The organism is Albidovulum marisflavi, assembly GCF_025751435.1.
GTDB lineage: Bacteria > Pseudomonadota > Alphaproteobacteria > Rhodobacterales > Rhodobacteraceae > Albidovulum > Albidovulum marisflavi.
The window spans coordinates 1,788,578-1,813,536 of record NZ_JAOWKY010000001.1; the positions used below are offsets into that span (position 1 = coordinate 1,788,578).

Consider the following 24,959-nt stretch of genomic DNA (forward strand, 5'->3'; position numbering starts at 1 on the left):
AGGGCAGGCGCCATATCCATGTTTCTGGTTTTCGCCTGATCCGGCGCCCCGGGCCGTTGCTCTCAGGATGGACAGCTATTTCCCTGATGCGCGCCTCATGGATGCTGCGGACACGGACGCGCTGGTTCGGGCGCTGGAGGGGTGCGCGGCCGATTGGGTGTTCGTGATGGGACCCGACCTTCTGCCCTACTCGACCTTGCCTGGCGCGCGTCCGGATCACCTTCACATTGCAAAGCGCAGGCCGGTGCGTTTCCTGTCGCGGAACTCCGTGACGGGTGAGTTTGACGCCGAGCATGGGCCAGAGCTTTGGCCGTGTGACCTGCTTCTGAGAAAGGCTTCCCAATGGGGCGCCGCGCCGGATGTGTCCCTTGTCCCGCAGGCGATGGCGCAGTGGTACGTCAATGCGACCGGAGAGACCACCTTCCGCAATGCACATGCTTCGATCTCGGCCCGCCTGGCGATGCCCGGCGACGCGCAGGCAAGGCGCGAACTGGAAATAAGTGCCTCGCTCGGTGCCGACGCCCCGCACGGCTATGCGTGGATCGCTGGCGCCTGCGCCGCACTTCTTGGCCTTTCCGAACAGAGCGCGGCATGGATTGAAGACGCCGAAGCGGCGCGTCTTGCGGCGGCGGATTCCGCCCGCCGCGTCCGCCTGGAAACGGACTTTGAAGTTCGCGTTCTCACGCCGGGCGAATGCAGGATCATCCGCGATCTCTGCTTCCAGATGCCTCCGGCGCAGATCTATGGCAGGGCAGCCAAGCTTGCCGAGGATGGCACGAAAGAGGGCGACCGGAATGCCCGGATACTGCGCGCCGCCGGCGATTGGCTATGGCTGGGTCAGTACCCGCCGGATTGATCCAGACGACCGGCACGTCTCCTGCGGCCCGAGAGAGCCCGCTTCCTTTCCGGTGAACTCTGCCCGGATTTTCTTGGGGGGGTGATCGCCCGCGATCGAGGTCCGTACAACCTGCACCCTGTGGCGCTCGGTGACGCGCGCGGCAAACCCAGAGCCGTCGGAAAGTTGCGCCACATGCACGGTAAATCTGGAGCGGGAAGAAAACTGCCGTCGGTCCAGTGCGCCGTCGCCATCGGAACCGGCCGGCAGTGCGGAGTCGGCGGTCGTGCCGCCAAGCCGGGCGCGATGGCCGCCTGTCGCCACTTCGAACGTACCGCAATCAAGGACGTCGGACGAGGTCGTGGTGCCGCTGACCTTTCCTGCCCTGACATCAACGCTCAGTTTCGCGTATCCGGCGTCCGTCAATCTCTGGGCGATTCCGGTAACGGCCTCTTCGCCGTTGGCTCCGGCAACGCGGAAATAGGATCCGTCTTCGCCTTGGGATACCGGCGCTTCGTACCGCAGAGTGGTGGGGATTTGCTGGAAGCTTGAGGGGTCCTTGGGATCAGGCATCGTGCAGGCGGCTGCCAGAAGGGTCATGCCCAAGATGGCGGCGCGTGACGCAGGTATGACCCGAAGCAACATGAATGACCCTTTCCCGCCCGATATCAGTACAGACTGCCCCCAGATCCTGCCGAAAGAACGGCAGATGGCGCGGCAGGCACCGTTACAGGTTCACATTCTACCGCGGCCGAAGCCGCGCCGCGCACGCCCAGAGTCGTCAGCATCGTCACCGCCTCTGCAAGATGCTGGCCGGCAGGATTGCGGCGCAGATACCAGCGAAATCCTTCCGCTGAACAGGATTTTTGCGCCAGTAGCCAGTCGGCCTCGTCGGTCTGGTTCGTCTGTGCTCCGGTGGGCGAAACCGAACTGCCAAAAAGAAGGGTCACCAAGAAGGCGCGCCAAAAAATGATCCAACGCGAAACGGCTGCCATTTTCATTCCCCTCGCTGCGATGACAGGGTGCCGGATTTTCGCGAGATAAACAACTTGTTAACGTAGGCGGGTCTTCTTTTCGGTTGGCGGAAGCCGGGCAATCGACGCGCGCATTGCCAAAAGCCCCGCCTCACTTGCGGATCCGAGCGGACAAAGCGCGCTGATGTGCCATTTCTCGCAGATGGTCCCCAGGCGTCTTGCCGCGTAAAGGACACGGGCCGAGTCGGGTTCGGGGGCACTCGAACTGTCGGTGAACGGCAGGAACTCGGTTCTGATGCCGGGCGTCTGATACAGCGCAAGATCGCGCGACGCGGTGATCAGAAGCGTAATCTTTCCCAACTGACGCAGCGCCGCATGAACCTGCGCCGTCTCGCAGTCGAAACCCAGTGCGAGGGCGGCCGTGGCGTCCGGTATGGGCGGGACACCTTCGGGCGTTCTGCGCAAATCGCTGGTGGCGACGGCTTGTCGGCCGGCCTCCATTGCCTCACGGAAACGACTGAGCAGGGCCATGTGCGTATTCCCAGCAGACTGTCGTGGACATCTTACGCACCTTGGGTCACTCTACTCGCATGTTCAAGTCTATCGCGCTGGAATGTCGTGCAATTTGACGTCCTGATCCTGGGCGATATCCGGTTTCCCGGCGGTACCGCGACGGCCATGGCCTCAGAGGTTCGTGCCTTGGCAGGGGCGGGCTACTCAGTCGGCATCCTGCCGGTCAAAGGCGGCGTCCTGAACTTTCCGCATCCGGTCAATCCGGCCTTGCAAGCGGTGCTGGGGCACGATCGGATCGCGCTGGTCCATCCGGGTGTCGTGCCTCGCGCAAGTCTATGCATCCTGCACCACCCACAGCTTTACGTCGAGCTTCCCGCCGAGCCGGTTCGGATTGTCGCAGACGAATTTCGCATGGTCGTGCATCATCCGCCGGTCGACGCGCACGGCGTGCCGAATTACGATTGGCAGGCGATCGATCGAAATCTGCGGCTTCTGTTCGGCCCCATGCGTTGGGCACCGGTGGGGCCCAAGGTGCGCGCGGCTTTCCAAGGGCTTTCTGAAGGACCTGACCTGACCTCGGAAGACTGGGTCAACGTTCTGGACACCGCGGATTTTCAGCTGGCGCGCGCGGGGTTCTTGCCCGCTGTCCCTGTCGTCGGCCGGCATGGACGGCCCGATCCACAGAAATGGCCCGACGACAGATCGGGTTTCCTGGCAGCCTATCCGGCTCACCGGGACATCCGTGTCAGGCTCATGGGTTATGGGCCGGAGCAGGACGCGGTCGTGGGCAAACGCCCTGGGAACTGGGAGGTTCTGCCTTTCAACGCCGAACCGGTGCGGCGTTTCCTTGGCAGCATCGACTACTACGTTCACTTCCATGGCCGCGATTGGATCGAGGCTTTCGGACGCGCCATACTTGAGGCGATCGCATCGGGCGCCGTTGCGGTCTTGCCCGAGCATTTCCGGGACGTCTTCGGCGAAGCGGCTGTCTATTGTCCCGCCAAGGGGGTGGCCGAGACCGTGCTGGCGCTGCACCGCGATCCCGCTGTCTACGCCCGGCAATCCTCCCGTGCGCTCGCGATCATTCGTGAGTCCTATGGCCCGGAAACGGCTGTGGCGCGGGTGCGCCGGATCATAGGAGCGCCGGCGCCGATGACCGCCTTGCCGGCGCGGGCAGCAAAGGCGGCGAAGGCCTTGTTCCTGACCTCGAACGGTGTCGGTATGGGGCATCTCACACGTGCGCTCGCTGTCGCGCGGCGTTTGCCCCCGAGTGTTCGTCCCGTGGTCGTGACGCTATCCAAGGCCTTCGGCGTATGCGAGGCGGAAGGTATTGAGTCCGAGTATCTGCCCTACCACAAATCGGTCGGCATGGATTACGAGCGCTGGCAAGGATTTCTTGCGCGCGAAATGGACGACATCCTTGGCTTCCATCGGCCTCAGGTCTTCGTTTTCGACGGCAACGTGCCCTATCCGGGGCTGGTGGCGGCGCTGAGCGGGCGGCAAGAGCTGTGGAAGGTCTGGGAAAGGCGAGCGATGTGGGCGCCGGGCGCTGGCGCGCACCACCTGGAGCAGGAACCCGCCTTTGACGCGGTCATAGAGCCGGGAGAATTGGCCAGCGTCATGGACCGCGGACTGACGCGCGGCAGCCGGACGCGAACCATCACCGTACCGCCCGTCCGCTACCTGCGTCACGGAGAAGGACTGGATCGCCAAGCCGCACGCAAGCAACTGGGCCTGGATCCGGACGCGACGGCGGTTCTGCTGCAGCTTGGTTCGGAAAACAACTTTGACCTGTCGTCCGTTCGCAACGCCGCGATCGCCGCGCTGAATCGCTATCCGGGGACGGCCGTGGTCAATGCCGAGTGGCTGATCCGAAATGGGACGACCGAGGTTCCTCCTGGCGTTGCAGTGCTGCGCCAGTTTCCCATAGCTCGGTACCTGGCAGCCTTCGACTTCGCGATATCCACGGCGGGCTACAATACCTATCACGAAAACCTCTTCGCAGGGCTGCCAACCATCTTTGTTCCGAACGAGAACCCCGAACAGGACGAACAGTGGCTGCGCGCCCGCTATGCCGAAATGGGGGGATTGGCGATGTCGGCGCGCATCCTTGATCCCTATGATCTGGCGCCGAAGATCGAGGCGATGATGGATCCCGCCGTTCGCGAAAGCCTGTCGCGCTCCTGCGCGGCTCTTGATCCGTTGAACGGCGCCGACGCTGCCGCGAGCTACATCTCGGAACTGGCGATGATCCGTCGTTAGGCGGCCGAGCTTGTGGATGGACCGAATTCATCCGTAGACACATAGGTTGAGTTGAACGCGTCAATGCCCGTCTGCCCACAGATCTGCGCGCATTTCACAAGCCGTTCCCGACCCGGCCCCCATGCGCGCGTAAAGTGTGGCAAGTATCGCTCGATGATGACCGGCAGAGGCGTTTCTCGTAGGTTCAGGCGGTGCTCGCCGATCCTGGCGACAAGGTCGTGATAGGACTTGTGGGCGGCGGATGACTTCCGGCTGTCGGGCAGCCCCGGCTTGTCGTGCAGGATCGCACCCAGCCAGCAACAGGGAAAGACATGTCCCGTCGCCGCGACATAGACCGAACCCTGGGGGATCACCTTGCACTGGATCGGGCAGGTCGCCAAAGCCTCGCGGTCGGGCCGCGCGGCAAGTGCGGGTGCGGGAAAGCGATCGCTGGGGTGCAGGCGGTCGACCTCTTGCCCGTCGTCGTCGAGAACTCTGTGTTCCGGACCGTTGAAACGGGTCGTGGACTTCAGAACGAAGCGTTCGAAACCCATCTTGCGTGCCATCGCGCGGGCGGTCTCTACCTCGTGCTGATTATGGGCAAAGACCAGCATGTCCCAGGTTGCCCGGCCTCCGGCATCCACGAAGGTTGAGGCGTTCTCCAGGATCGTTTCGAATCGTGTGTGGCGTCGGTAACGGCGGTGCGTTTCCGCGGTGGCGCCATCCAGTGCGAAATGAACGTGCGCGCCAAGCGCGCCGAGGTCCGACCAGAAGCTTTTCGCACGTGCGCTTCCGTTGGTGATCAGGTTCAGGTGCAGCCGGCGATTCATCCGTCGCGCGTGCTCCAGCATCGGCAGGCAGTCTTGCGCGATGATCGGGTCGCCGAAGTTTCCACAGAACGTCAGCGTGGACAGCTGCCTCAGGAAGGTTGGGGAGAACCACTCGACGAACTCGGCAAGCGCGATTTCCTTCAGGGGAAGGTTCGCGCGCGTGCGGCCGCCGGCGATGTTCCGGCCACACATCGGGCAGGCGGCCTGGCATTTCGCGCTTGGCTCAAGGTGCAGGTTGCGCACCTCGGCGTAGCTGTAAAACCTTTGGAACATGCGCCTTCACCACCTGAGAAACGCACCGGACTTCGACATGACCACAGAGCGCAATACTGACCCAAGAGCTATGGGCTGTCACCCGCAAAGCCTGACTTTCAGTCTTCTCCGAAAATGTCCCGGGTAAAGACCTTGTCCGCGACATCGGCAAGAGCGGCGGTCACGCGGTTGGCGATAATGACATCAGAGAGTTCCTTGAATGCCGCGAAATCTTCGATCACGCGGGCGCCCATGAACCTGTCCTCGCTCAATAGCGGCTCGTGGACCAGCATTTCGATCCCACGGTCCCGAAGCCGGCTCATGATGTCCAGAACCGGTGAATGGCGATAATTGTCGCTGCCCGCCTTCATGACCAGCCGGTGGATGCCGACGGTGCCTGGCGCCAGGGCGGAAATCCGGTCGGCGAGGAAATCCATCCGGGTGCGGTTGGCCTCCACGATCGCGCGGATCATGTTTTGCGGAACCTCGGAATAGCTGGCCAGTAGCTGCCGCGTGTCCTTCGGAAGACAGTAACCTCCGTAGCCGAAGGACGGATTGTTGTAGTGATCGCCGATCCGGGGATCGTGCCCCACGCCCTCGATGATCTGGCGAGAGTTCATGCCGCGCGCCAACGCGAAGCTGTCCAGTTCGTTGAAGAAAGCGACGCGCATCGCAAGATAGGCGTTGGAGAATAGCTTGATCGCCTCGGCCTCCCGAGGGTTCGTCAGCAGAACGGGAATGTTTGTGGATCGCGCGCCCTCGCACAGCAGATTGGCAAAGGTCCGAGCCCTGGATGATCGCTCGCCGACTACGATCCGCGACGGGTGCAGCGAATCCTTGAGGGCGTGACTTTCGCGCAGGAATTCCGGGCTGAACAGGACTTGCTGCGTATTCAGCTGCGCCCGGATATGTTCGACGAAGCCCACAGGTATTGTCGAACGGATGACGATCGCCGCGTCGGGGTTCATCGCGCGCGCCGAACAGATCACGTGCTCGACCGACGATGTGTCGAAGCAGTTGCTGGCCGGATCATAGTCCGTCGGCGTGGCGATCAGGATGTAGTGCGCGCCTTGCGCGGCGGCGGCAAGGTCCATCGTGGCTGTCAGCCGAAGGTCTTCGTTTGCCAGGAACCAGGCCAACTCTGGATCGCCGAGCGGGCTTTCGCGCTGGCTGACGCTTGCCACACGTCCGGGATCAGTGTCGACCGCCACGACGTCGTTGTGCTGCGCCAGTATAACGGCGTTCGAGAGGCCGACATACCCAAGCCCCACGACACAGATCCGCAATATGCCACACTCCTCTGATGCCTCGGCTGCCCGACTTGGCCGCCCTGCGATGCGCGACGGCTGCCATAGGACGTCACCCGAGGGCGATTGGTCTTGATCAGCCCCACCTGAGTGATCCGATATGATTGTTAGTGCACGACCGGCGTCTGGTCCATCGGGTGTGGCAACTTCTGGACGGATCTGAGACCGTGCCAGTTGATCGCAGTTGCTTTTGCCTGAAGGCGCCGGTGGACCCCAATCGCTTTGGGATTCAGCGAGTGACGCTCGAGACCGCGCTCAACGATGGCATCAAGCGGTTTCCGCAACCGCGACGGTCTGCCGCCCGCCAGTGCGGTCTTCACGCGGGGAACGCCCGAACTTTCGTGCGTAGTCCCGACTGAAGTGTGCTGGGCTTTCGTATCCGACATCAAAAGCAACGGCGGAAATGGTGTCCTTCCCTTCAATGATGAGACGGCGAGCCTCTAAAAGGCGAATATCCTTCTGATACTGACCCGGGGTCAGACCGGTGACCGCCTTGAAATGTGCGTGGAACGAAGACTTGCTCATACCCGCGTGTTCGGCCAGCGCGGAAACCGACAGCGGCTCATCGATGGACGCACGAATGGACGCGGTGGCTCGGGCGACATGCTTTGACGGATCCTCCCGGCGCAAAAATCGCCTCAGGATAGCCCCCTGGGCCGAAAGCAGGAGCCGCGCGTGGATCTCCCGCAAGACGATCGGACCTAGCAGCGGCGCGGCGGCATCATCCCGCGAAAGCGCGATGAGTCGCGCAACTGCGTCAATCAACTCCGGCTCTGCAGGTTGCGAGGTAAGCGCCCCTAGGTCTTCGTCGTCATCCGGAAAGTCGGGGACGAGGTCGAAAAAACGACGCAAAAGGCCGAGATCGATGGGCAGCACGAATGCCGTATAAGGCGCATCCGGCGACGCCTCGGTAATGCGCGACAGAACCGGCAGATCGTGGCTGACAATGATGGCATTTCCCGCCGGGCAATGAACGGACATGGTGCCTGCAGACACTTCCTTCGCCCCCTGCAGAATCAGGCAAAGCAGCGGTCGATAGATCGTTCCCTCGATGTCCGATGGGAGGCTCCGCCGGAGCAGGACAGCCTCGCCCAGCCCAAGCTGGGTCACACCATCCCGGATATCGACCAAGGCAAGGTCCCGCGCCCTTATCGATTCTGATTGCATCGGACCTCCACCGGTTCTGCTCGAAAAACCAATACCACAGCTGACGCAGAATTTAACGATGCTCTGAAACTCTGGAGGAATAGGCAATTAGTGCGCAGTAATTGGCAATTATAACGTCGAATTCTTCCTTATCTATACTCCAATCGATCAAGTCCGCAGCAGAGCACGCGGCCAGCAGGAGGCGAAAGATGAACACCCAGGTCGACGGCACCCCCACAACAGCGGCCGGATTGCCCTTCGTTGGGTTCGGCACCTATCTTATTGCCAACGACGCCGCTCCGGATGCCGTCGCCGCGGCTATCGAGGTGGGGTATCGTCACATCGACACAGCGGCCGGTTACCACAACGAGAAGGGCGTCGGCGAGGGTATCCGTCGCGGCCTTTCCGCCTGCGGCCTCGCCCGCGCCGACCTCTTCGTGACCACCAAGCTTTGGCCTGGAAATTCCGCCTGGGGTGAGGCGCCGAAAGGCTACGAGGAAACCATTTCAGCGTTCGAGGTATCCCTCGCGGCGCTGGGGCTGGACTATGTCGACCTCTATCTGATTCATGCTCCTTCAGGCGGATCGGAGCGCGTGAACGAGTGGCGGGCGCTTGTCGAACTGAAAGCGCAGGGCAAGGCGCGGGCGATCGGGGTTAGCAACTACACCGAAGAGCATATCGAGGAAATCCGGAAGGCCGGTCTCCCCCTGCCCGAATACAACCAGATCGAGCTTCACCCCTGGTCTCAGAAGCCAGACCTCCTCGAATTCATGGCACAGAACGGAATCGCACCGATCGCCTACAGTTCCCTCGTTCCTCTCTCGACCTGGCGCGCTGAACCCGGACAGAATAGTGCAAAGACGTCCGAGATGCGGGCCGCCGGCGCCGACGCGGACTCTCCTTTCAAGGCGATGGCAGCAAAGTACGGCGTGACGGAAGCGCAGGTCCTTCTTCGTTGGGGCGTCCAGAAGGGCTTCGGCGTCCTGCCGAAAAGTATGAACCCCGCACGGATGCGCCAGAACATCGACCTCTTTAGTTTCGCGCTCGATGCCGCGGACATGGCTTTGATCGAGAACATGGATCGCGGAGACGGCGTTGCCTGGGCGACGGGCGATCCGCGCTTCATGGGCTAGGTCCAGATCAGTCAAGCGAACCGGCGCTCCCCCCCCCCCGCTAGCGACCAAGTCCGACGTGAAGGTCTCAAACTCGCCAAACGTTGGAAGCCGAAAGGCAAGCGCGTCGATTGATCAACGTGGGGTCGGAACAGCGGTAACGACCCAGCAACAGCTTTCTAGGTCAGGTCGCACGCGGAGCCCGTCAGCGCTCCGCGTGCGACGGCCCGCTTCAACCCACAGTGCTTCCGAGCCAAAGCGTTATCGCAGGAAACGCGATGAGGATGGCTAACCGGACGATATCGACCCCGATGAAGGGGATCAGTCCCTTGAAGATCCGAACGACCGGCACATCCGGAAGAACGGCCTTGAGGACGAAGACGTTCATGCCGACCGGCGGCGTGATCAGCGCGATTTCGGTCACGACGATCACGATGATGCCGAACCAGACCAGGTCGAACCCCTGTGCGACGACGATGGGAGCGAAGAGCGGCACGAAGATCAGGATGATCGCCATCGAGTCCATGACGCACCCAAGGACAAGGAAGACGCACATGATCGCCAGGATCAGGGCCGTCCCCTCCAGGCCGGTGGACTGAACCAGCGCCAACACGCCCCCCGCCAGACCCGACAACGTCAGCAGTTTCGACAGCATCAAGGCGCCGAACAGCACGGTGTAGAGAGACACCGACGTATAGGCAGTGTCGATGACAATGGTGCGCAGGACGGACCAGTTCAGTTTGCCGTGGAAGGTGGCGATGAGGATCGCCAGGCCGGCACCCATGCCCGCGGCTTCGGTCGGGGTGAAAAGCTTGGCGTAAAGCCCGCCAATGATCAGTCCGAAGAGCAGAAGGAAAGGCCAGACGCCGGCAAGCGTCTTGATCTTTTCGGGCCAGGGGGTCTTTTCGCCCTGCGGCGCATGGCTGGGATCAAGGGCCGCACAACCCCGCTGTTCCGATCACCGTTTCGGAACAGATTGAGTCGACCCACGAAGCTTTCGAGGCCGGCGCCACCATCGTTCACGCCCATGTGCGCAACGATGACCAGACGCCCTCCTCTGACCCTGAGAAATTCGCCACCCTGAAGGAGGGGATCGCGAAACACTGCCCCGGCATGATCATCCAGTTCTCGACCGGCGGCCGGTCGGGCGCTGGCCAGACGCGCGGCGGGATGCTGCCGCTGGGCCCTGACATGGCGTCGCTGTCGGTGGGATCGAACAACTTTCCGACCCGCGTTTACGAGAACCCTCCCGACCTGGTCGATTGGCTGGCCGGCGAGATGCTGAAATACGACGTCAAGCCGGAAATCGAAGCCTTCGACCTGAGCCATATCCTGAAAGCCAGGGACATGGCCGACAAGGGACAGCTGGCGGGCACGCCCTACATCCAGTTCGTGATGGGCGTGAAGAACGCGATGCCGGTCGATCGCGATGTGTTCGACTACTACATCCACACCGTGCGCCGCCTCTTCGGCCCGGATGCGCCTTGGTGCGCCGCCGGCATCGGGTCCAACCAACTGACGCTGAACGAATGGGCCATCGCCGCGGGGGGTCATGCCCGCACCGGGTTGGAGGACAATGTCCGCCTCGACCGCGACACTCTGGCCCCCAGCAACGCCGCATTGGTGCGCCGGGCCGTGGAGATCTGCGACAGGAACAATCGCCCGGTGGCGAGTTGGCAAGAGGCGCGCCGCATTCTCGGCCTGCGCCTGACCGGGGGCTCCCGCAAAGGACAAGCAGCATGAAGAAGGTTTTCGCGACAGCCTCCGAGGCGCTAGATGGGCTCCTGCATGACGGCATGCTGATCGCCGCCGGGGGCTTTGGACTTTGCGGCATCCCCGAGCTTCTGATCGACGCGCTGGTCGCAAGCGGGGTGAAGGATCTTACGGTCGCTTCGAACAATGCCGGCGTCGACGATTTCGGCCTGGGCAAGCTTCTGGCGACCCGTCAGATCAGCAAGATGATGTCGTCCTACGTCGGCGAAAACGCCGAGTTCATGCGCCAGTACCTGTCGGGCGAACTGGAGCTGGAGTTTAACCCGCAGGGCACCCTGGCCGAACGCATGCGCGCCGGCGGGAGCGGCATCCCCGGGTTCTATACCCAGACTGGCGTGGGCACCCAGATTGCTGAAGGCAAGGAAGTTAAGATCTTCAATGGCAAGGAATACATCCTCGAAGAGGGCATCTTTGCCGATCTGTCGATCGTGAAGGCCTGGAAAGCCGACGACACCGGCAATCTGATCTTCCGCAAGACCGCGCGCAACTTCAATCCGCCCGCAGCCATGTGCGGCAAGGTCTGCGTGGCGGAGGTCGAGGAGATTGTGCCGCGCGGCTCAATCGACCCGGACCACATCCATTTGCCGGGAATCTACGTGCACCGTCTGATCCAGGGGCAACACGAGAAACGCATCGAACAGCGCACTGTGCGCAAGCGGGAGGAAGCCTGATGGCCGGTGAAATCAAGGGCTGGGATCGCAACCAGATGGCCGCGCGTGCGGCACAGGAACTTGAAGACGGCATGTACGTGAACCTCGGCATCGGCATTCCGACGCTGGTGGCCAACTACGTGGGCGACAAGGACATCACACTGCAATCGGAAAACGGGATGCTGGGCATGAGGCCCTTCCCCTTCGAGGGCGAAGAGGACCCCGACCTGATCAATGCCGGCAAGCAGACCATCACCGAGCTGGCGCGGACGAGCTATTTCGACAGCGCGACCTCCTTCGGCATGATCCGCGGCGGCAAGATCGCGGTGGCGGTGCTGGGCGCGATGGAGGTGTCGGAACGGGGCGATCTTGCAAACTGGATGATCCCCGGCAAGCTGGTCAAGGGCATGGGCGGCGCGATGGACCTCGTCGCCGGTGTCGGCCGGGTGATCGTGGTGATGGACCACACCAACAAGCACGGCGAGTCGAAGGTGCTGCGGGACTGCACGTTGCCGCTGACCGGCAAGGGCGTGGTCGACCGTATCATCACCAATCTCGGCGTGCTGGACGTGACCCACAAGGGTCTGCACATCGTCGAATGCGCCGACGGTGTGACGCGCGAGGAACTGATCGCGGCGACCGAAGCCACGATTGTCTAACTCCGCTGGATATCGAGCTCTGTGCAGGCAGCCTTAGCCATGTCGGCCGTCGGAACCGTCGCGGACGTTGTCACTCCGAGTTTCCGACGCTCAGACAGCGTTCCTTCCTTGTCCAGAGAGCTCGACAAGCAGAAACGCATCAATCGCCAGCTTCGAGAAGGCGGCCCGCGCCGCACGGCACAGTCTCAGGACACCGCCGGCTCACCGCCGAAGTGCGCCCAGAACTCGTCCCTCGCATGAGTCCGCGGGAACGGTACATCCGGCACAGCCACCCGCAGGAACCGGCACAGCGGCTCCCAGCCATCGGAGGGCGAGAAGACGAGAAGCCGTTCCGCCGGAATCATGTCGCGCACCTTTTCGTTGTTCTGCCGATAGGCGGCGATTGCATTCTTCTTGTCGTGACCACCAAGCACGCCCTGGGCTACGAGCCGATCCATCGTCTCGAAGATGGGCACAAGCGGCGGCGGCAGGGGCAGATCACGGCGCAGGCGGAAGAACTTGCCTATGGTGCTTGAATAACTGGCCCACCAGTCCTCCTCCGGTCGCTCGGTATGCAATACCTTCGCCTCGGGGAACGCGATGGACAACTCGTGCCAGACCGCCGCGCCGGGGAAATCGACCTGCGCGCCATAGCCTGCAAAGACTTCGGCCCAGTCGACATTCTCGCCTCGCGCGAGTGCTGCCCAGTGAGATGGCTGGGCCGGGTTGCCCATCACCTCCGTCATGTGGTGACAGGGGCCGAAGCCAAGCTGCTCCAGCGCCAGTTTCGCCGACATCGTTCCCGTCCGGCCGAAACCGGAGCCAATAACCTTCAGTCCCATATCTTGGGGTCCTTTCTGCCAAACACTTGGGTATGATTGTCCGTGAGCGCAGGATGAAGGGCAAAGCTCGCCCGGGCAAACGAAGGCTTTTCATGCCAAATGAATGAAATTCAGTTGCACCGCATCGACCTGAACCTGCTTGTCGTGTTCGAGGTGCTGATGGACGAGCGCAGTGTCTCTCTGGCTGCGCGCAGGTTGTTCAAGACGCCCTCTGCTATCAGCCATGCACTGTCGCGCCTACGCGAGCAGACCGGCGACCCATTGATGGTCATGGTTGCCGGCCGGATGGAGCCCAGCCCCTATGCGTTCCGGCTTATCGAAGACGTGCGGCCAATCCTGCAGTCGGTCCGTCGCGCGATGCAACGCAACCTTGCCTTCGACCCGATGGCCAGCCACCGAGTGTTTTGCGTGGCTATGCCGGTCGTGCCAGAGCTGGTGACGCGAGCGACCGCGCGGCTTCAGGAACTTGCGCCAGATGTCGGGATCGACTGGCTGCAATTCGGTGAGCGCACGTATGCAGATGTTGTCTCCGAGAGCATCGACCTTGTGCTGCACAGTGCAGACACCCCGCTGCCCGAGGGCCTCTCCTGCCAGGTTCTGCCAACGATTCCGCGCTTCACGTTTGCCCGTTCCGGCCATCCCGCAGTGAAGAACTGGACGCAGCAGGCGTGGATCGACTGGCCGCACATCATCTTTGGATCTACTCACGGCACGCCGGAAACCGTTGCCGAGCGCATTGCCAAACTGGGCGTCGAGCGCCGGGTTGGTGCGCGTGTGACTGACTACGCACACATTGGTCCGCTGTTGGCAGAGACCAACATGCTAACGAACCAAATGGCCGTAATGCTGGGCAACGACATCGACCGCTTCGACCTCCGTATCCTCCGCCCGCCGATCGACCTGCCGGAATTCACATTCCGATGGGTCTGGAACACCCGCCTGACAGCCGATCCCGGAAGCCAGTGGTTCCGTACGATCTTGATGTCCTGTCTTGACGACCTCGTCATCGACGCCACACATCGCGTCGAACGCATCGGCGTGATCGAACCGGTCAGGAACGGCGACTAATACAAGGGGCATACGGGTCGGTATGGAGCGGCAAGCACGGGATGCCATCACTGCCATCCTCTACCCGGAGCGACCTGAGCGAACCGACGCCTCTCCTTGCGACCGATGTGCCTAGTGCACTTCGTCCTCAGAACGGACGTTGGCACGTCCCCCAAAGAACGTCCGCTTTCCGCCCGACGCCCCCACTCGCAGCCCGAAACATGGTATCCTGTCGTTGTCGGCATGACCGAAGAAGGGCGGGCCCGGTGGACAGAAGGTAGCTCCATGTCCGCCGATCTTCTTCCCGCCCTCCGGCCTGCCCGAGTCCCTTGGAACAAGGGCCGCATCATCGGCCCGAAGCGCCCGCTGCTACCCCGGCACGTCTGGTCCATCCGGGTCCAGCTCGAGATGGCTGGCAACCCGCGCGACCTCGCGCTGTTCAACATGGCAGTAGACAGCAAGCTGCGAGGTTGCGACCTCGTGGCGCTGCGGGTCCGCGATGTCTTTGCCGCCGGGCGCGTCAAGGAACGCGCCTCGATGATCCAGAGCAAGACGAGCAAGCCGGTCCGGTTCGAGATTGCCGAGACCACTCGGTTGTCGCCGGAGCGCTGGATGCGTGACCCGGAGATGGCCGGCCTCGAGTTTCTGTGGCCGAGCCGGATCCATGGCAGCCCTCATCTGTCGACGCGATAGGATGCACGGATCGTCCGGGGTTGGGTGATGTCGCTGGGCCTTGAGCCGAGCGCCTACGGCTCGCATTCCATGCGACGGACCAAGGTCGCGCAGATCTACAAGAAGACCGGCAACCTGCGCGCCGTCCAGCTGCTGCTGGGGCACACGAAGATGGACAGCACGGTGCGCTACCTCGATGTAGACATCGAAGACGCGTTGTCCCTCTCGGAGGGGATCGACCTGTAGACACCGTCCCGACCGGCGCGTTCGCGCCGACGGCCCTCTTCTGCCGTTGGTCGAGGTTCCACGTGCCGCGATGCAGCTTCCCCCAAGCTGCCATTCGCTCCCTCCCGCAGCATTTTCGACCGGCCAAAGCCCGGGTCGCGGGACTTTGCGGACATGAGTGGTTGCGAGTCGGAAATCCCCAAGGGGTGGTGCCTGATCGTAAAGGCCAGAGGGTGAGGAGCACCTACCGACCAACTTGAGGTTTTGAAGTGATCATTTTAGTATCGTGATATGGGTAGACCAAGAACATACTCCCGGGATGTTGTGCTCGAAAGGGCCATGGGTGCGTTTTGGCAGAACGGCTACGTGGCAACGTCCGTAAGCGATGTCGTCCGCGAGACCGGGCTGAATACAGCCAGCATGTACAAGGAGTTCGGTGACAAGGACGGGCTTTTCCGGGAAGCGTTGGGTTACTATCGCGGTCATGTCATCGGCCCTCGCTACCAGATCCTGCGTGACAATCCCAACTTGGCCGGTGTCGAGACCTTCTTGAAGAATGTTCTGACCGGGGCCGCCAAGACCGAGTACAAAGGCTGCCTGATGATGAACCATCTGGCGCAGAAACACGCGATCAGCCCGGAAGCAGCCGAGCAGGTCGAGGCATTCTGCGCCGAGATCGAATCATTGGTTGAAACCGCACTTCGGAACGCCCAGTCGGATGGGGATATCGCGCCCGACAAGGACGCCAAAGAGCTTGCCAGCTTCATCGTGTTCTGCGTTCACGGAGCGGTTCTCTACGGGCGTCATGACAGTAAAAAGGACGAAATTTCAGTATTTTATGATATGATTATCGGCGCACTCAAGCACTAGCGGCGCGTACGGACCAATTTTAAAGTAGTTATTTTAAAACAGTTGATTTAATATCCCTCTATCAGCCGGGCTGACCATGGCACTGGGCTGGATCGACAAACAGGGGAGAACCACCATGACGATTTCCGAATCCGCAATGGCCTTCTTCGACGCCTGCGAAACCGGCAAGGGCTGGGATGCGTGCAAGGCCTTTTGCCATGAGGGCGCCGCCTTTTCGTGCCAAGCTGATGCGCTGGGGGATGTATCGACAGTTGAGGCATATACGGGCTGGACGGCTGGGCTTTTGACGCCCATCCCAGATGGTCATTACGATCTCAAGTCGTTCTCGACCGATCACCAACGAAACATCGTGGTCGCCACGTCGGTATTCCGAGGGACACAGACCGGAGAAGGCGGTCCGGTTCCCCCGACAGGCAAATCCGTTGCTGCGGAGTATGCCTATGTCATGGAGTTCGAGGGAGACAAAATTGCTCGAATGACCAAGATCTGGAACGACGGCCATTCTCTGAAACAGCTTGGTTGGGCTTAGACGCCCGCTAGACCGGGAAGTTCAACAGAGCGGCGTCTGTACTCGCGATCCGGGCCAGGTTCGGTGCCGGCTGCGAGGCGTTGCTTCGGGTTCAGGCCGGCCGTTCGCGACAGTGACGCGGTCCAGGATGCCACCTGACTGCGCTTCTATGCAAGGCCGGCCCTTGGCTGCCATCCAGAACGGATTACCGATGCTGCGGCGCGGCCCGCCGAAGCCGCCTTTCGAAGCGTGCTGAATGGGAGAGGCGTCGGAGATCAGGAAAGCGGACGTTTCAACTATTCGTAGTGTGCTGCCGAACCGCAACTTCCAGCCCGAGGCCAGCGATCCCCAAAGCCCCGGAACTGATCTGCTGCAACTCAAATGGTCTTCGGTTGAAAGCGAGCTGGCGTAGCCTCGCCGATCCGCTATCAATGCCTGTTCAGCACGCCCATCGGCAGCCACGGCACAGCCGCCCGCCGCCGTTATGAGAGAGTCGCGTGGAGATGCGCACTCGCCATTCAGGCTCGCCCGACCCCTGCAAGGGCGCCGGTGGGCGCGCGGGAGAGGGGCAGCCGGGGGAGCTGGGTGAGCCCGTCCAGCTTGTCCCGGAGGGTCGCGGTTTCGGTAAGGCGCTCCGCGGTCAGACCCTGTCCGGTATGCCCCAGAATGTCCTTGCGAACGTTGTCCCGGACACCCGCCGGGCCAAGGGCGGTGGCGACGTAGTGGCGGAAGGAGTGAAGCACCTTGCTCTCCGGGTTCCCTGAAAGCTCCTTCTTCAGGATTTTCCGGAACCGGAAGTCGATCTTGTCGCCCCATCTCGCGCCTTGCGTAGGCCGCATGTCCGGGAAGAGGTCGGCGTCGCCCGCCGCGCGCCGGGCCTCGAGATATTCGATAAAGCCCAGTTCCAGAATCTGCGGGTGAACCGGAAGGTCGCGGCGAGAGGCGGCGTTCTTGAGGCCGCGGTTGATGTTCTTTCGGATCCGGAAGAACAGGATCCTGTCCTCGGTCAGAACCTCCTCGGTCAGAAGCCCGGCGATTTCCGCCCGCCGCGCGCCCGACAGCGCGGCGATCAGCGGCACCCAGTAGAGCCCGTCGTGGATGATCTCGGGGCCGGGTTTCTGCCAGGCCTGGCGCAGCCCGCGCCCATGCCAGACAGGATGGCCGAAGATCGCCTGCACGTCCTCTGCGGTGAGGGCCGGGCGTTCATCGCGCTCGCGGCCGGACTTGCGCAGGCGCAGCCAGCCGAGGTCGATCCGCAGGGTGTTGTCGAAGCCCTCGGCCCGGGCCTTGTTCAGAACCTGGCCGAGATAGTCGAGGTTGCGGTTGATCGTCGTGACCGACAGGCCGCGGTCCTGATCGGGAAGGGCCTCGGCGTCCTTCAGGATCTGCGGGCATCGTCGCGGGAAAGGCCTTGGGTCATCATCGTATCGAAATGGGAATAGCTTTTTGTGGTGACAATCGGGCCGAGACGCCGCGCAATCAAGGGGTCATTCGTGCACAGGCTGATCTGCATTATCCGGCTACCAAGCGCCGCGGGCAGGCGCCTGCGCCAGGCATAGGTCGCGCCGCGCCGGAAGGTGTTCGATTGCAGTCCCATAGGCGCCTCCATCTGAAGGCGCCTACGAGGCCAAGCTGGCAATTCCGGTCACATGTATGACAGGAACGTGCGATTCACCCGAAAACGGGCGATTGCCATACGATCACAAGGACTTGGGAAGTTTGGCTCCGGCGGTAGGGATCGAACCTACGACCAATTGATTAACAGTCAACTGCTCTACCGCTGAGCTACGCCGGAACACGGGGGGCGATATAGCAAGCGTTGCTGGGGGCGTCCAGAGGCTTTTGTCACAAAATATGCAATCTCTCAAATCCGCCTGAAAACGGGTGTTTCGCCCGGTCTTTCATGGGGTGCAACCAGGCTTCTTTCTTCAAGATCAACAAGATGGGCCAGGACGTTGCGGGCGGCCGCACCCAGGAGCGCGGGCGGGATATCGGTGTAGATGAGGCGGGCGATGGCGGCGGCGTCCGCCTGGCCTTCGCTCAGCGCGGCGAGGATCTGCGCTTCGCGTTCGCGGCGGTGGGAGGCAAGGAACGCAATGCGGCCAGCGGGATTCTCCACGGGCTCTCCATGGCCGGGATAGAGCCGCGTCGCCCCGTGTCGGGCCAACTTGTCAAGGCTTTCCATGTAGGCTCCCATGTCTCCGTCCGGCGGAGAGACCAGAGAACTGGCCCAGCCCATCACGTGATCGCCCGAGAACACCCGATCCCCCCAGGCAAAGCACAGGTGATTTCCCAAGTGTCCCGGCGTGTGGATCGCGCGCAGGGACCATCCTTGGCCTTCGACAAGTGTTCCATCCGGCAGTTCTTCGTCCGGGCGAAAGTCGTGGTCGATGCCCTCGCCACCGCCAACCGTTTCTTCAAGCGCCAGGGCAGACATGCGGGCGCTTCGCCCCGCCCGCGCGTCCCCGAAGGCCAGAACCGGGGCGCCGGTCGCTTCCGCCAGGCCTCGGGCAAGCGGCGAGTGATCCAGATGACTGTGCGTGACGAAGATATGGCTGACGGTCTCACCCTTGGCGAGCGTGGCAAGGATCGCTGCCAGATGCAGTGCCATGTCCGGTCCGGGGTCGATGACCGCGACACGGCCTGCGCCAAGAATGTAGGTGTTGGTCCCGGTGTGGGTCATCGGTGAAGGGTTCGGAGCCCTCAGAAGCCGCAGACCAGGCTCCAGTTGTACCGGTCCGCCGATCCGATCCTGCATCTTCCGCTTCCTCTCTTGCTGCCGCGCCGCTAGGGTCCGACCATGCCCAATAAGCCGATCTCTGCAAGCGTGAAACGGATCCTGCCCCGCGGGCTTTATGGCCGCGCGGCACTGATCCTCATCCTGCCCGTTCTTGTCGTGCAACTGGTGGTGTCCGTCGCGTTCCTTCAGCGCCATTTCGAGGGTGTCACGCTGCAGATGACGCGCAATATCGTGCTGGAGATCCGCCTGCTGATCGACACGATGGAAGCTGCCGGACCGGCAGGCCGCTCCGCCGCAGAGGAATTGGCGGGGCCGCTTGCGCTGGATCTTGAGTGGGGGCGGGTGCCGGACAGGGACCTGCGGGTGTTCTATGATTTTTCGGGAAGGGTCGTGATCGCGACCTTGCGCGAAAACCTTCCCGAAGTCGGTTTCGTCGATCTTTCCGACCTGGGGCGGGTACGCCTGGGGCTTGCGACCTCCGCGGGGACTGCAGAGGTCGCGTTCGATCGGCGCCGTGTGTCGGCCTCGAATCCGCACCAGCTTCTGGTCTTGATGGTGGCGACCGGCTTGCTGATGACGATGATCGCCTTCGTGTTCCTGCGCAACCAGTTGCGCCCGATCCGCAGGCTTGCCATCGCCGCGGAAGCCTTCGGACAGGGCAGGGTGCTGCCGTACAACCCTTCCGGTGCGACCGAGGTGCGCGCGGCGGGACATGCGTTCCTGCATATGCGCGAACGGATCGAACGGCAGAGAGAGCAGCGCACGCTGATGCTGAGCGGTGTCAGCCACGACCTGAGGACACCATTGACGCGTCTCAAGCTAGGCCTGTCGATGCTTCCCGAGGACAATGATACGGCTGCGATGTTGCGCGACGTAGATGACATGCAGGTCCTGACCGATGCCTTTCTTGCCTTCGTGCGCGGGGTGTCCGCGGACGAGACCGCAGAACCTTGCGACCCCTCCGAAATAGCCGAGGCTACCGTCGCCGATTTTCGTCGGACCGGTGCGAACGTGACGCTTGGGGACAAGGTCGGAAAGCTGCGCATGCCTCTGCGGCCCCATGCGATCCGCCGTGCATTGGAAAACCTGATCGGCAATGCGGTGCGCTACGGGCGCCGGGCCGAAGTCTCGGTCCTGCGGCAGGGAGGGCGGATTGTCTTGCGCGTCGAGGATGACGGGCCGGGCATCCCGGAATCGCGCCGGGAAGAGGCGCTGAGGCCCTTCACGCGCCTCGACGCGGCGCGCAACCAGGATCGCGGATCCGGGGCTGGGCTTGGTCTGGCGATCACCGCCGACATCGCAAGGGGCCACGGCGGGCAGCTTCGCCTGGGTCAAAGCGACAGGCTGGGTGGCCTGATGGCCGAAATCGTGCTTCCGATCAGTCTGGTTGATCCGAGCTGATCACAAGAATAAATATAAATAAAACAAATACCTGATACTATTTGTTAAGGCGTGTTCATGCTGCGGAGGCGAATTTGCGCCACGTGTCCGGCGAGAGGAAGCTAAAGGACGCTTGCGCCTCTCGGTTCCGACGTTCCCCGACCCATGGCCGCGCCACCACTCCTTGCTTCCGCGTCGCGAATGTCCAAGCCATTAGCCGCTTTGGCTTGGGTAGATCCGATTGCCGCTATTCCGGAAGCCCGGCCATCCGCAATCCCTCTATCCAGTCCTCGATGACCGCCTCCGACCAGTAACCGCGGCGAAGCGAAGAGATCCGGAAGTCCGGATCCTGCTCCAGGATCCTTCGCCTGGTCTCTTGCGTCTCCGAGTCTCGACCAAGGTGCGCGTAACAACTGGCCAGGCGGCTGAGTGCCCAGACCTTCAGGTTCGTCCGACGTTTGTATGCCTCTATCGCGTCCTCATAGCGCCGTGCCGACAGGAAGGCGTCGCCCAAAAGCAACCAATACCATTCGGGATGAAACGGGTTCAGCCGCATCGCCTCGCGGATCATCGCGATGCCTTCATCTGGCCGACCCGAGTCCGAAAGTATCGCCCCGTAGGTCATCCTTGCGTTTGCGTCGTTCGGATTGATTTCAAGCGCGCGTTCGATATGGCGCCGCTCATCTTCGAACTCGCGCAGGTAGCTGTGCAGGCTTGCCAACAACCATCGGATCTTGCCGTCGTCCGGATCAAGCGAAAGGGCATGCTCGATACGCGTCTTGCAATCGACAAGAAGCGATCTCGGCGCGGCGTCGTAACCGCTGATCACGACCTCTGCAAATGCCAGGTATGCCTGCGCCAGCGCATGGTTCGGATCAAGCCGCAACGCTTCGCGAAATAGCGCGGCTGCCTTTTCGTTGTCATCCGGGGCGTAGCCGCGCAGATGCTTGATGCCGCGAAGGACGCATTCGCAGGCCGCCGGGGACGGGTTGCGGCGGCTTTGTTCGACGATGGTGTCTTCCATCCGGTTGTGAATGGTCGTGATGATCGCTCTGGCGATCTGGTCTGGAATGGCCAGCGCTTCGCCGGCCTCGCATTCGAAGACGTCACTCCAAGTCTGCGCGCGGCTGGCGCCCTCGACAAGTCGAACTGTGATACGCATTCGCGATGCGTTGGCCTGGATGCTGCCCTGCATCAGCAGCATGACGCCAAGCCGCCGCGCGATCTCGGTCGTGTCGCTTGACTCGCTTGCCACGGCGGCAGAGGAGTATTGGTCGATCACGAAGACGGATCGGAACCTGCCCAAGCCGGTCGCGATCTCCTCTGCCAGACCTTCGCAAAGAAAACTCAGCCGCTCGTTTCCGCTAAGGTTGCGGAAGGGAAGGATTGCGATCGAGGGCCGATCCGCGATGTCGTGGGTCGCGATTGCATCTTGTCCGGGATGGGGCGTGTGTGACTCGCCTGGTCCCGTAAGGATGTCGCGATACAGGTCCTCGGTCTCGCGGTCCGGATCGACATCAAGTTCTTCGCGCAGTGCAGCCCGGCAACGGGCGTAAAGCTTCAGGGAGGATGAACGCTCGCCCCGCGCGCTGCTGATCCTCATCATTGCTCGGTAGACAGGTTCAAGCGCGCGGTCCTGGCTTAGAAGCTTTCGGCCCAGCCCCATGGCGGCTTCCAGGTCTGCCTCGGGCAGAACCGAGATCGAAGCCGCCGTCACAAGGCGCTCGGCCAGACCGTCCAGCCGGGCGCGCTCTTCCGTGACCCAGCGTTCGAATTCGGGTGTGGAAAAGTCGAACCCGTCCAGCAGAGGCCCGCAATAAAGCTCGGAAATTTCGGCTGTCAGGACGGCTGAAGCGCAGCCCTCGGCAAACTCGACGGCATCGATGGCAATTCCGGACGTGTCCAGCACGACGCTTTCCTTGTCGCCCGACAAGGGATCCAGCCCGGCCGCACGGAAGACGCTGCGCAGGACGGCCAGCGACTGGCGCAGGCTGCCGCGCGCCTGGGCGTCGGCCCGATCGGCCCACAGAAGCGACGCAAGCCTTTCGCGCGACTGCGCCCGCCCGCCCTGAAGTGAAAGGAACGCCAGCAATTGGCGGTCTTTCTTCGTGGGCAGGGAAAGTGCCTCTCCCTCGGATGTGCTGAGGCGGAAGCCTCCTAGAAGATCAAGCCGAAAGCGCCGCATGTCACAGACTCCGGTGGTGCGCACGGCAGGGCGATTTAACAGTCATTTCACGATCCACGACCTTCGCAACTGTTTTTTTCAGCATGAATTGACGGAGGTCGCACGGATTATTTGACGGAGGCCACCCAAGCTGAGGCCAAGCAAACGAAAATTGCCAGCGGAGGTGCCCCATGAAAACGCTCTTCACATACCTTGGGCGGTCACTCTTCCTTCCCTCGTTTGAAGCATCGGACAGCGGAAGCCCTTACGACGACGACCCGGACCCCTGCCTTGGCATCGACTGCAAGATGGAGCAGGCCCTTCTGGCGTGCTTCCATAGCGAAGGGGCGCGCCAGTATCTTGACTACGTATGCAGGTGCCGCGAATGACCAGGCATGAGTTTCCGTACCGCGATATGGCGCTGACGCCGGAATTGGTGGCGCTGTGCGATCGACAAGTCCCGCCGACGGACGACGACCCTGACCATGTCGCCTTCAGTGACGCCGATTATGACAGGGCCGCCCAAGAGCTTCTGGCCGTGCTTGAAGGAGATCCGATCTGGGTTTTCGCGTATGGATCGCTGCTGTGGAACCCTGCGGCCGAGCCCTCAGAGCGTCGCGTCAGCACAGCAAGGGGCTGGCACCGCTCCTTCTGCATCGAGATGCGAAACTGGCGCGGGACCGTGGAACGGCCAGGCCTTATGATGGCGCTCCGCCGCGGCGGGCTTTGTACGGGCGTGGCGCAGCGGTTCGATGCACGGGACCGCCATCGACTGATGGCTGATCTTCTCAAGCGGGAAATCGGCGGGCCAATCGGGCTGTCTTCGCTGCGACTCATCCCGCTCTCCTCGGACTGGGATCAAATCCGCGCGCTCTGTTTCTACGCAGAGCCTCAAGATGTCGCGGGAACGCCGGAGCGCTCCGATGAAGAGGTGGCGGCGATCCTTTCTCTGGCTTGCGGCACTGCCGGATCAGGCGCCGAGTACCTTTACAAGACTGTCGCCGCGCTTTTGGACCATGGTATCCGCGATCCACATCTTTGGCGGCTTCAGGAACTTGTGGCCGCTTCGATAAGGGCGCGGCTGGATTCCAGCCCGTGCGCATGAGACGAATATCGTGAAGCATGCGCCATGCATCCGGAGGGGCGAGGTTGATCCGCGTCAAGGCAGTCGGAGCGTCGGGGGGCTAAGCTTTGACCAGCCCAAAACGAACTACGGAGGTTCCGATGTTTAGGTTAGCCCTGTTGTCGGCATTGCTTGCGATGCCCGCCTTCGCCGACCCGGGCGAGTATGGGCACATGATGGATTGGGGATACGGCTACGGCTTCGGGATGATGTTCGGACCGGTAATCTGGATCATCGTCCTTGGGCTTGTCGTTGTGGGTGTTGTCTGGGTCTTCCGGCAACACGACTCCGGCTTCAAGGCGGGTGGCAAACCCGATGCGCTGTCCGAACTCGACATGCGTCTGGCCAAGGGGGACATCGACCCGGAGGACTATGCGGCTCGCAAGAAGCTTCTGGGCGGCTGACATGTCGCGATCATCGACGGCGCCGCGTTCGGGTTCACCTGGCGGACTGGTGCGCGCCCATTTCCTCAAGGATCGCGCATTCCGGGCCGTCATCGCCATGGCATTGTGCGATCAGCGTCTGCAGCCGGGACTCGAGCGCCCGCAAGGATGCGATCTTTGAGCGAACAGCAGTCAGGTTCTCAACCGCCAGCGCACGGACATCGCGACTGGCGCGATGCTCATCCTCGTTCAGGCACACGAGTTTCTGACATTCCGCAAGCGTGAACCCCATCTGGCGCCCCTGTGCGACCAGATGAAGCCGATCCATATCGCGTCCGCTGAAGTCGCGATAACCGTTTGCAGCGCGCGAGGGTTTCACAAGGCCGATGTCCTCGTAATACCGTATCGTCTTGATGGGCAGTCCGGTGCGCTGCGCGACGTCGCCGATGTTCATGGCCGACTCCCTTTTTCGCGTCATCATAAACCTTGGGGGTGTCCGCAAACCGTGTTGGCCCGCTATGCGGACGAAGCTGCCGTTGCTGAATGCGCATCTGCGCTTTAGGGTTTCCGGCAATCTTGGTTAAGATGAGCGCACTATGATACTTATAGTCGATGAAGAACTGAAAGGTCATCTTGACGAGATAATGCGGAACAACAAGACGGAACAAGAGTGGGCTGAAGTTGCCTCAAGCGACTGGTTTCAATCAGCCAATTATTGCGGCGGCTTTGACGAC

At 62.1% G+C, this 24,959-nt stretch carries 25 protein-coding genes, 1 tRNA gene and 3 pseudogenes; 15 read left to right on the forward strand and 14 right to left on the reverse strand.

What is annotated here, in order from left to right; all coding sequences use genetic code 11:
* Positions 1 to 67 precede the first annotated feature (67 nt).
* Positions 68 to 856, forward strand: coding sequence for a hypothetical protein (locus OEW28_RS08730; RefSeq protein WP_263734306.1), 789 nt, complete (start codon positions 68 to 70; stop codon positions 854 to 856).
* Here OEW28_RS08730 and OEW28_RS08735 read toward each other — a convergent pair.
* The 3 genes from OEW28_RS08735 to OEW28_RS08745 are packed head-to-tail and all read right to left on the reverse strand — an operon-like array spanning position 827 to position 2,340.
* The gene (locus OEW28_RS08735; protein ID WP_263734307.1) at positions 827 to 1,480 is read right to left on the reverse strand and encodes a hypothetical protein; all 654 of its coding nucleotides are present in this window, start codon (positions 1,478 to 1,480) and stop codon (positions 827 to 829) included. The genes OEW28_RS08730 and OEW28_RS08735 overlap by 30 nt on opposite strands.
* 23 nt (positions 1,481 to 1,503) lie before the next feature.
* Positions 1,504 to 1,830: a hypothetical protein gene (locus OEW28_RS08740; protein ID WP_263734308.1), complete on the reverse strand. Its 327-nt coding sequence runs from the start codon at positions 1,828 to 1,830 to the stop codon at positions 1,504 to 1,506.
* 57 nt (positions 1,831 to 1,887) lie between these two features.
* The gene (locus tag OEW28_RS08745) at positions 1,888 to 2,340 is read right to left on the reverse strand and encodes a hypothetical protein (protein WP_263734309.1); all 453 of its coding nucleotides are present in this window, start codon (positions 2,338 to 2,340) and stop codon (positions 1,888 to 1,890) included.
* A gap of 87 nt (positions 2,341 to 2,427) precedes the next feature.
* On the opposite strand from OEW28_RS08745, the gene OEW28_RS08750 reads away from it, so the two are divergent.
* On the forward strand, positions 2,428 to 4,584 hold the full coding sequence (locus OEW28_RS08750) for a glycosyltransferase (protein ID WP_263734310.1): 2,157 nt from the start codon (positions 2,428 to 2,430) through the stop codon (positions 4,582 to 4,584).
* Here the strand turns inward: OEW28_RS08750 and OEW28_RS08755 are convergent.
* The 3 genes from OEW28_RS08755 to OEW28_RS08765 form a co-directional block, all read right to left on the reverse strand.
* Entirely contained in the window at positions 4,581 to 5,666 is a 1,086-nt protein-coding gene (locus OEW28_RS08755) for a radical SAM protein (RefSeq protein WP_263734311.1), read from the reverse strand. The genes OEW28_RS08750 and OEW28_RS08755 overlap by 4 nt on opposite strands.
* 98 nt (positions 5,667 to 5,764) lie before the next feature.
* On the reverse strand, positions 5,765 to 6,931 hold the full coding sequence (locus tag OEW28_RS08760; RefSeq protein WP_263734312.1) for a nucleotide sugar dehydrogenase: 1,167 nt from the start codon (positions 6,929 to 6,931) through the stop codon (positions 5,765 to 5,767).
* A 288-nt stretch (positions 6,932 to 7,219) separates the two neighbouring features.
* Complete coding sequence (locus OEW28_RS08765; RefSeq protein ID WP_263734313.1) at positions 7,220 to 8,119, reverse strand: AraC family transcriptional regulator; 900 nt, start codon at positions 8,117 to 8,119, stop codon at positions 7,220 to 7,222.
* Positions 8,120 to 8,307: 188 nt separating this feature from the next.
* Between OEW28_RS08765 and OEW28_RS08770 the strand changes: the two genes are divergently transcribed.
* Positions 8,308 to 9,231, forward strand: a complete 924-nt coding sequence (locus OEW28_RS08770) for an aldo/keto reductase (RefSeq protein ID WP_263734314.1) — start codon at positions 8,308 to 8,310, stop codon at positions 9,229 to 9,231.
* Positions 9,232 to 9,442: 211 nt separating this feature from the next.
* Here the strand turns inward: OEW28_RS08770 and OEW28_RS08775 are convergent.
* Positions 9,443 to 10,099: pseudogene (locus tag OEW28_RS08775) on the reverse strand (TRAP transporter large permease subunit); the annotation flags it as partial.
* Between the two features lie 50 nt (positions 10,100 to 10,149).
* Between OEW28_RS08775 and OEW28_RS08780 the strand changes: the two are divergent.
* The 3 genes and pseudogenes from OEW28_RS08780 to OEW28_RS08790 form a co-directional block, all read left to right on the forward strand.
* Positions 10,150 to 10,953, forward strand: a pseudogene (locus OEW28_RS08780) (beta-keto acid cleavage family enzyme); the annotation flags it as partial.
* Positions 10,950 to 11,654 (forward strand): CoA transferase subunit A, encoded by a 705-nt coding sequence (locus OEW28_RS08785; RefSeq protein ID WP_263734315.1) that lies wholly within the window; start codon positions 10,950 to 10,952, stop codon positions 11,652 to 11,654. The pseudogene OEW28_RS08780 and the gene OEW28_RS08785, both read left to right, overlap by 4 nt.
* Positions 11,654 to 12,292: a 3-oxoacid CoA-transferase subunit B gene (locus OEW28_RS08790; protein ID WP_263734316.1), complete on the forward strand. Its 639-nt coding sequence runs from the start codon at positions 11,654 to 11,656 to the stop codon at positions 12,290 to 12,292. The genes OEW28_RS08785 and OEW28_RS08790 overlap by 1 nt, the downstream gene beginning before the upstream one ends.
* Before the next feature lie 185 nt (positions 12,293 to 12,477).
* Here the strand turns inward: OEW28_RS08790 and OEW28_RS08795 are convergent, their stop codons facing one another.
* Positions 12,478 to 13,113 carry a sulfotransferase family protein gene (locus OEW28_RS08795; protein WP_263734317.1) on the reverse strand — a complete coding sequence of 212 codons (636 nt, stop codon included), beginning with the start codon at positions 13,111 to 13,113 and terminating at the stop codon, positions 12,478 to 12,480.
* Between the two features lie 114 nt (positions 13,114 to 13,227).
* On the opposite strand from OEW28_RS08795, the gene OEW28_RS08800 reads away from it, so the two are divergent.
* From OEW28_RS08800 to OEW28_RS08815, 4 genes and pseudogenes are all read left to right on the forward strand, one after another.
* Positions 13,228 to 14,181 (forward strand): LysR family transcriptional regulator, encoded by a 954-nt coding sequence (locus OEW28_RS08800; protein WP_263734318.1) that lies wholly within the window; start codon positions 13,228 to 13,230, stop codon positions 14,179 to 14,181.
* A 264-nt stretch (positions 14,182 to 14,445) separates the two neighbouring features.
* Positions 14,446 to 15,078, forward strand: a pseudogene (locus tag OEW28_RS08805) (tyrosine-type recombinase/integrase).
* Positions 15,079 to 15,396: 318 nt separating this feature from the next.
* Entirely contained in the window at positions 15,397 to 15,927 is a 531-nt protein-coding gene (locus OEW28_RS08810; RefSeq protein ID WP_263734319.1) for a TetR/AcrR family transcriptional regulator, read from the forward strand.
* A 115-nt stretch (positions 15,928 to 16,042) separates the two neighbouring features.
* Positions 16,043 to 16,456 (forward strand): ester cyclase, encoded by a 414-nt coding sequence (locus OEW28_RS08815; RefSeq protein WP_263734320.1) that lies wholly within the window; start codon positions 16,043 to 16,045, stop codon positions 16,454 to 16,456.
* A 497-nt stretch (positions 16,457 to 16,953) separates the two neighbouring features.
* Here OEW28_RS08815 and OEW28_RS08820 read toward each other — a convergent pair whose 3' ends face one another.
* Positions 16,954 to 17,613 carry a site-specific integrase gene (locus tag OEW28_RS08820; RefSeq protein WP_263734321.1) on the reverse strand — a complete coding sequence of 220 codons (660 nt, stop codon included), beginning with the start codon at positions 17,611 to 17,613 and terminating at the stop codon, positions 16,954 to 16,956.
* On the opposite strand from OEW28_RS08820, the gene OEW28_RS08825 reads away from it, so the two are divergent.
* On the forward strand, positions 17,593 to 17,877 hold the full coding sequence (locus OEW28_RS08825; RefSeq protein ID WP_263734322.1) for a hypothetical protein: 285 nt from the start codon (positions 17,593 to 17,595) through the stop codon (positions 17,875 to 17,877). The two genes, OEW28_RS08820 and OEW28_RS08825, sit on opposite strands and share 21 nt — an antisense overlap.
* On the opposite strand, the gene OEW28_RS18900 is transcribed toward OEW28_RS08825, so the two are convergent.
* From OEW28_RS18900 to OEW28_RS08835, 3 genes are all read right to left on the reverse strand, one after another.
* A complete protein-coding gene (locus OEW28_RS18900) occupies positions 17,814 to 18,044 on the reverse strand; it encodes a DUF6538 domain-containing protein (RefSeq protein ID WP_412174785.1) in 231 nt (76 codons plus the stop codon). The genes OEW28_RS08825 and OEW28_RS18900 overlap by 64 nt on opposite strands.
* Before the next feature lie 111 nt (positions 18,045 to 18,155).
* Positions 18,156 to 18,230 (reverse strand) — tRNA-Asn (locus OEW28_RS08830).
* Between the two features lie 69 nt (positions 18,231 to 18,299).
* Positions 18,300 to 19,193 (reverse strand): MBL fold metallo-hydrolase, encoded by an 894-nt coding sequence (locus OEW28_RS08835; RefSeq protein ID WP_263734323.1) that lies wholly within the window; start codon positions 19,191 to 19,193, stop codon positions 18,300 to 18,302.
* Between the two features lie 42 nt (positions 19,194 to 19,235).
* Between OEW28_RS08835 and OEW28_RS08840 the strand changes: the two genes are divergently transcribed.
* On the forward strand, positions 19,236 to 20,576 hold the full coding sequence (locus tag OEW28_RS08840; RefSeq protein ID WP_263734324.1) for an ATP-binding protein: 1,341 nt from the start codon (positions 19,236 to 19,238) through the stop codon (positions 20,574 to 20,576).
* 226 nt (positions 20,577 to 20,802) lie between these two features.
* On the opposite strand, the gene OEW28_RS08845 is transcribed toward OEW28_RS08840, so the two are convergent.
* Positions 20,803 to 22,740 carry a BTAD domain-containing putative transcriptional regulator gene (locus OEW28_RS08845; RefSeq protein ID WP_263734325.1) on the reverse strand — a complete coding sequence of 646 codons (1,938 nt, stop codon included), beginning with the start codon at positions 22,738 to 22,740 and terminating at the stop codon, positions 20,803 to 20,805.
* 170 nt (positions 22,741 to 22,910) lie between these two features.
* On the opposite strand from OEW28_RS08845, the gene OEW28_RS08850 reads away from it, so the two are divergent.
* The 3 genes from OEW28_RS08850 (at position 22,911) to OEW28_RS08860 (ending at position 24,246) form a co-directional block, all read left to right on the forward strand.
* Positions 22,911 to 23,108: a hypothetical protein gene (locus tag OEW28_RS08850; RefSeq protein ID WP_263734326.1), complete on the forward strand. Its 198-nt coding sequence runs from the start codon at positions 22,911 to 22,913 to the stop codon at positions 23,106 to 23,108.
* Positions 23,105 to 23,824 (forward strand): gamma-glutamylcyclotransferase, encoded by a 720-nt coding sequence (locus tag OEW28_RS08855; protein WP_263734327.1) that lies wholly within the window; start codon positions 23,105 to 23,107, stop codon positions 23,822 to 23,824. The genes OEW28_RS08850 and OEW28_RS08855 overlap by 4 nt, the downstream gene beginning before the upstream one ends.
* Before the next feature lie 119 nt (positions 23,825 to 23,943).
* The gene (locus OEW28_RS08860; protein ID WP_263734328.1) at positions 23,944 to 24,246 is read left to right on the forward strand and encodes an SHOCT domain-containing protein; all 303 of its coding nucleotides are present in this window, start codon (positions 23,944 to 23,946) and stop codon (positions 24,244 to 24,246) included.
* A 34-nt stretch (positions 24,247 to 24,280) separates the two neighbouring features.
* Here OEW28_RS08860 and OEW28_RS08865 read toward each other — a convergent pair whose 3' ends face one another.
* Positions 24,281 to 24,679, reverse strand: coding sequence for a MerR family transcriptional regulator (locus OEW28_RS08865; RefSeq protein ID WP_263734329.1), 399 nt, complete (start codon positions 24,677 to 24,679; stop codon positions 24,281 to 24,283).
* Positions 24,680 to 24,959 lie beyond the last annotated feature (280 nt).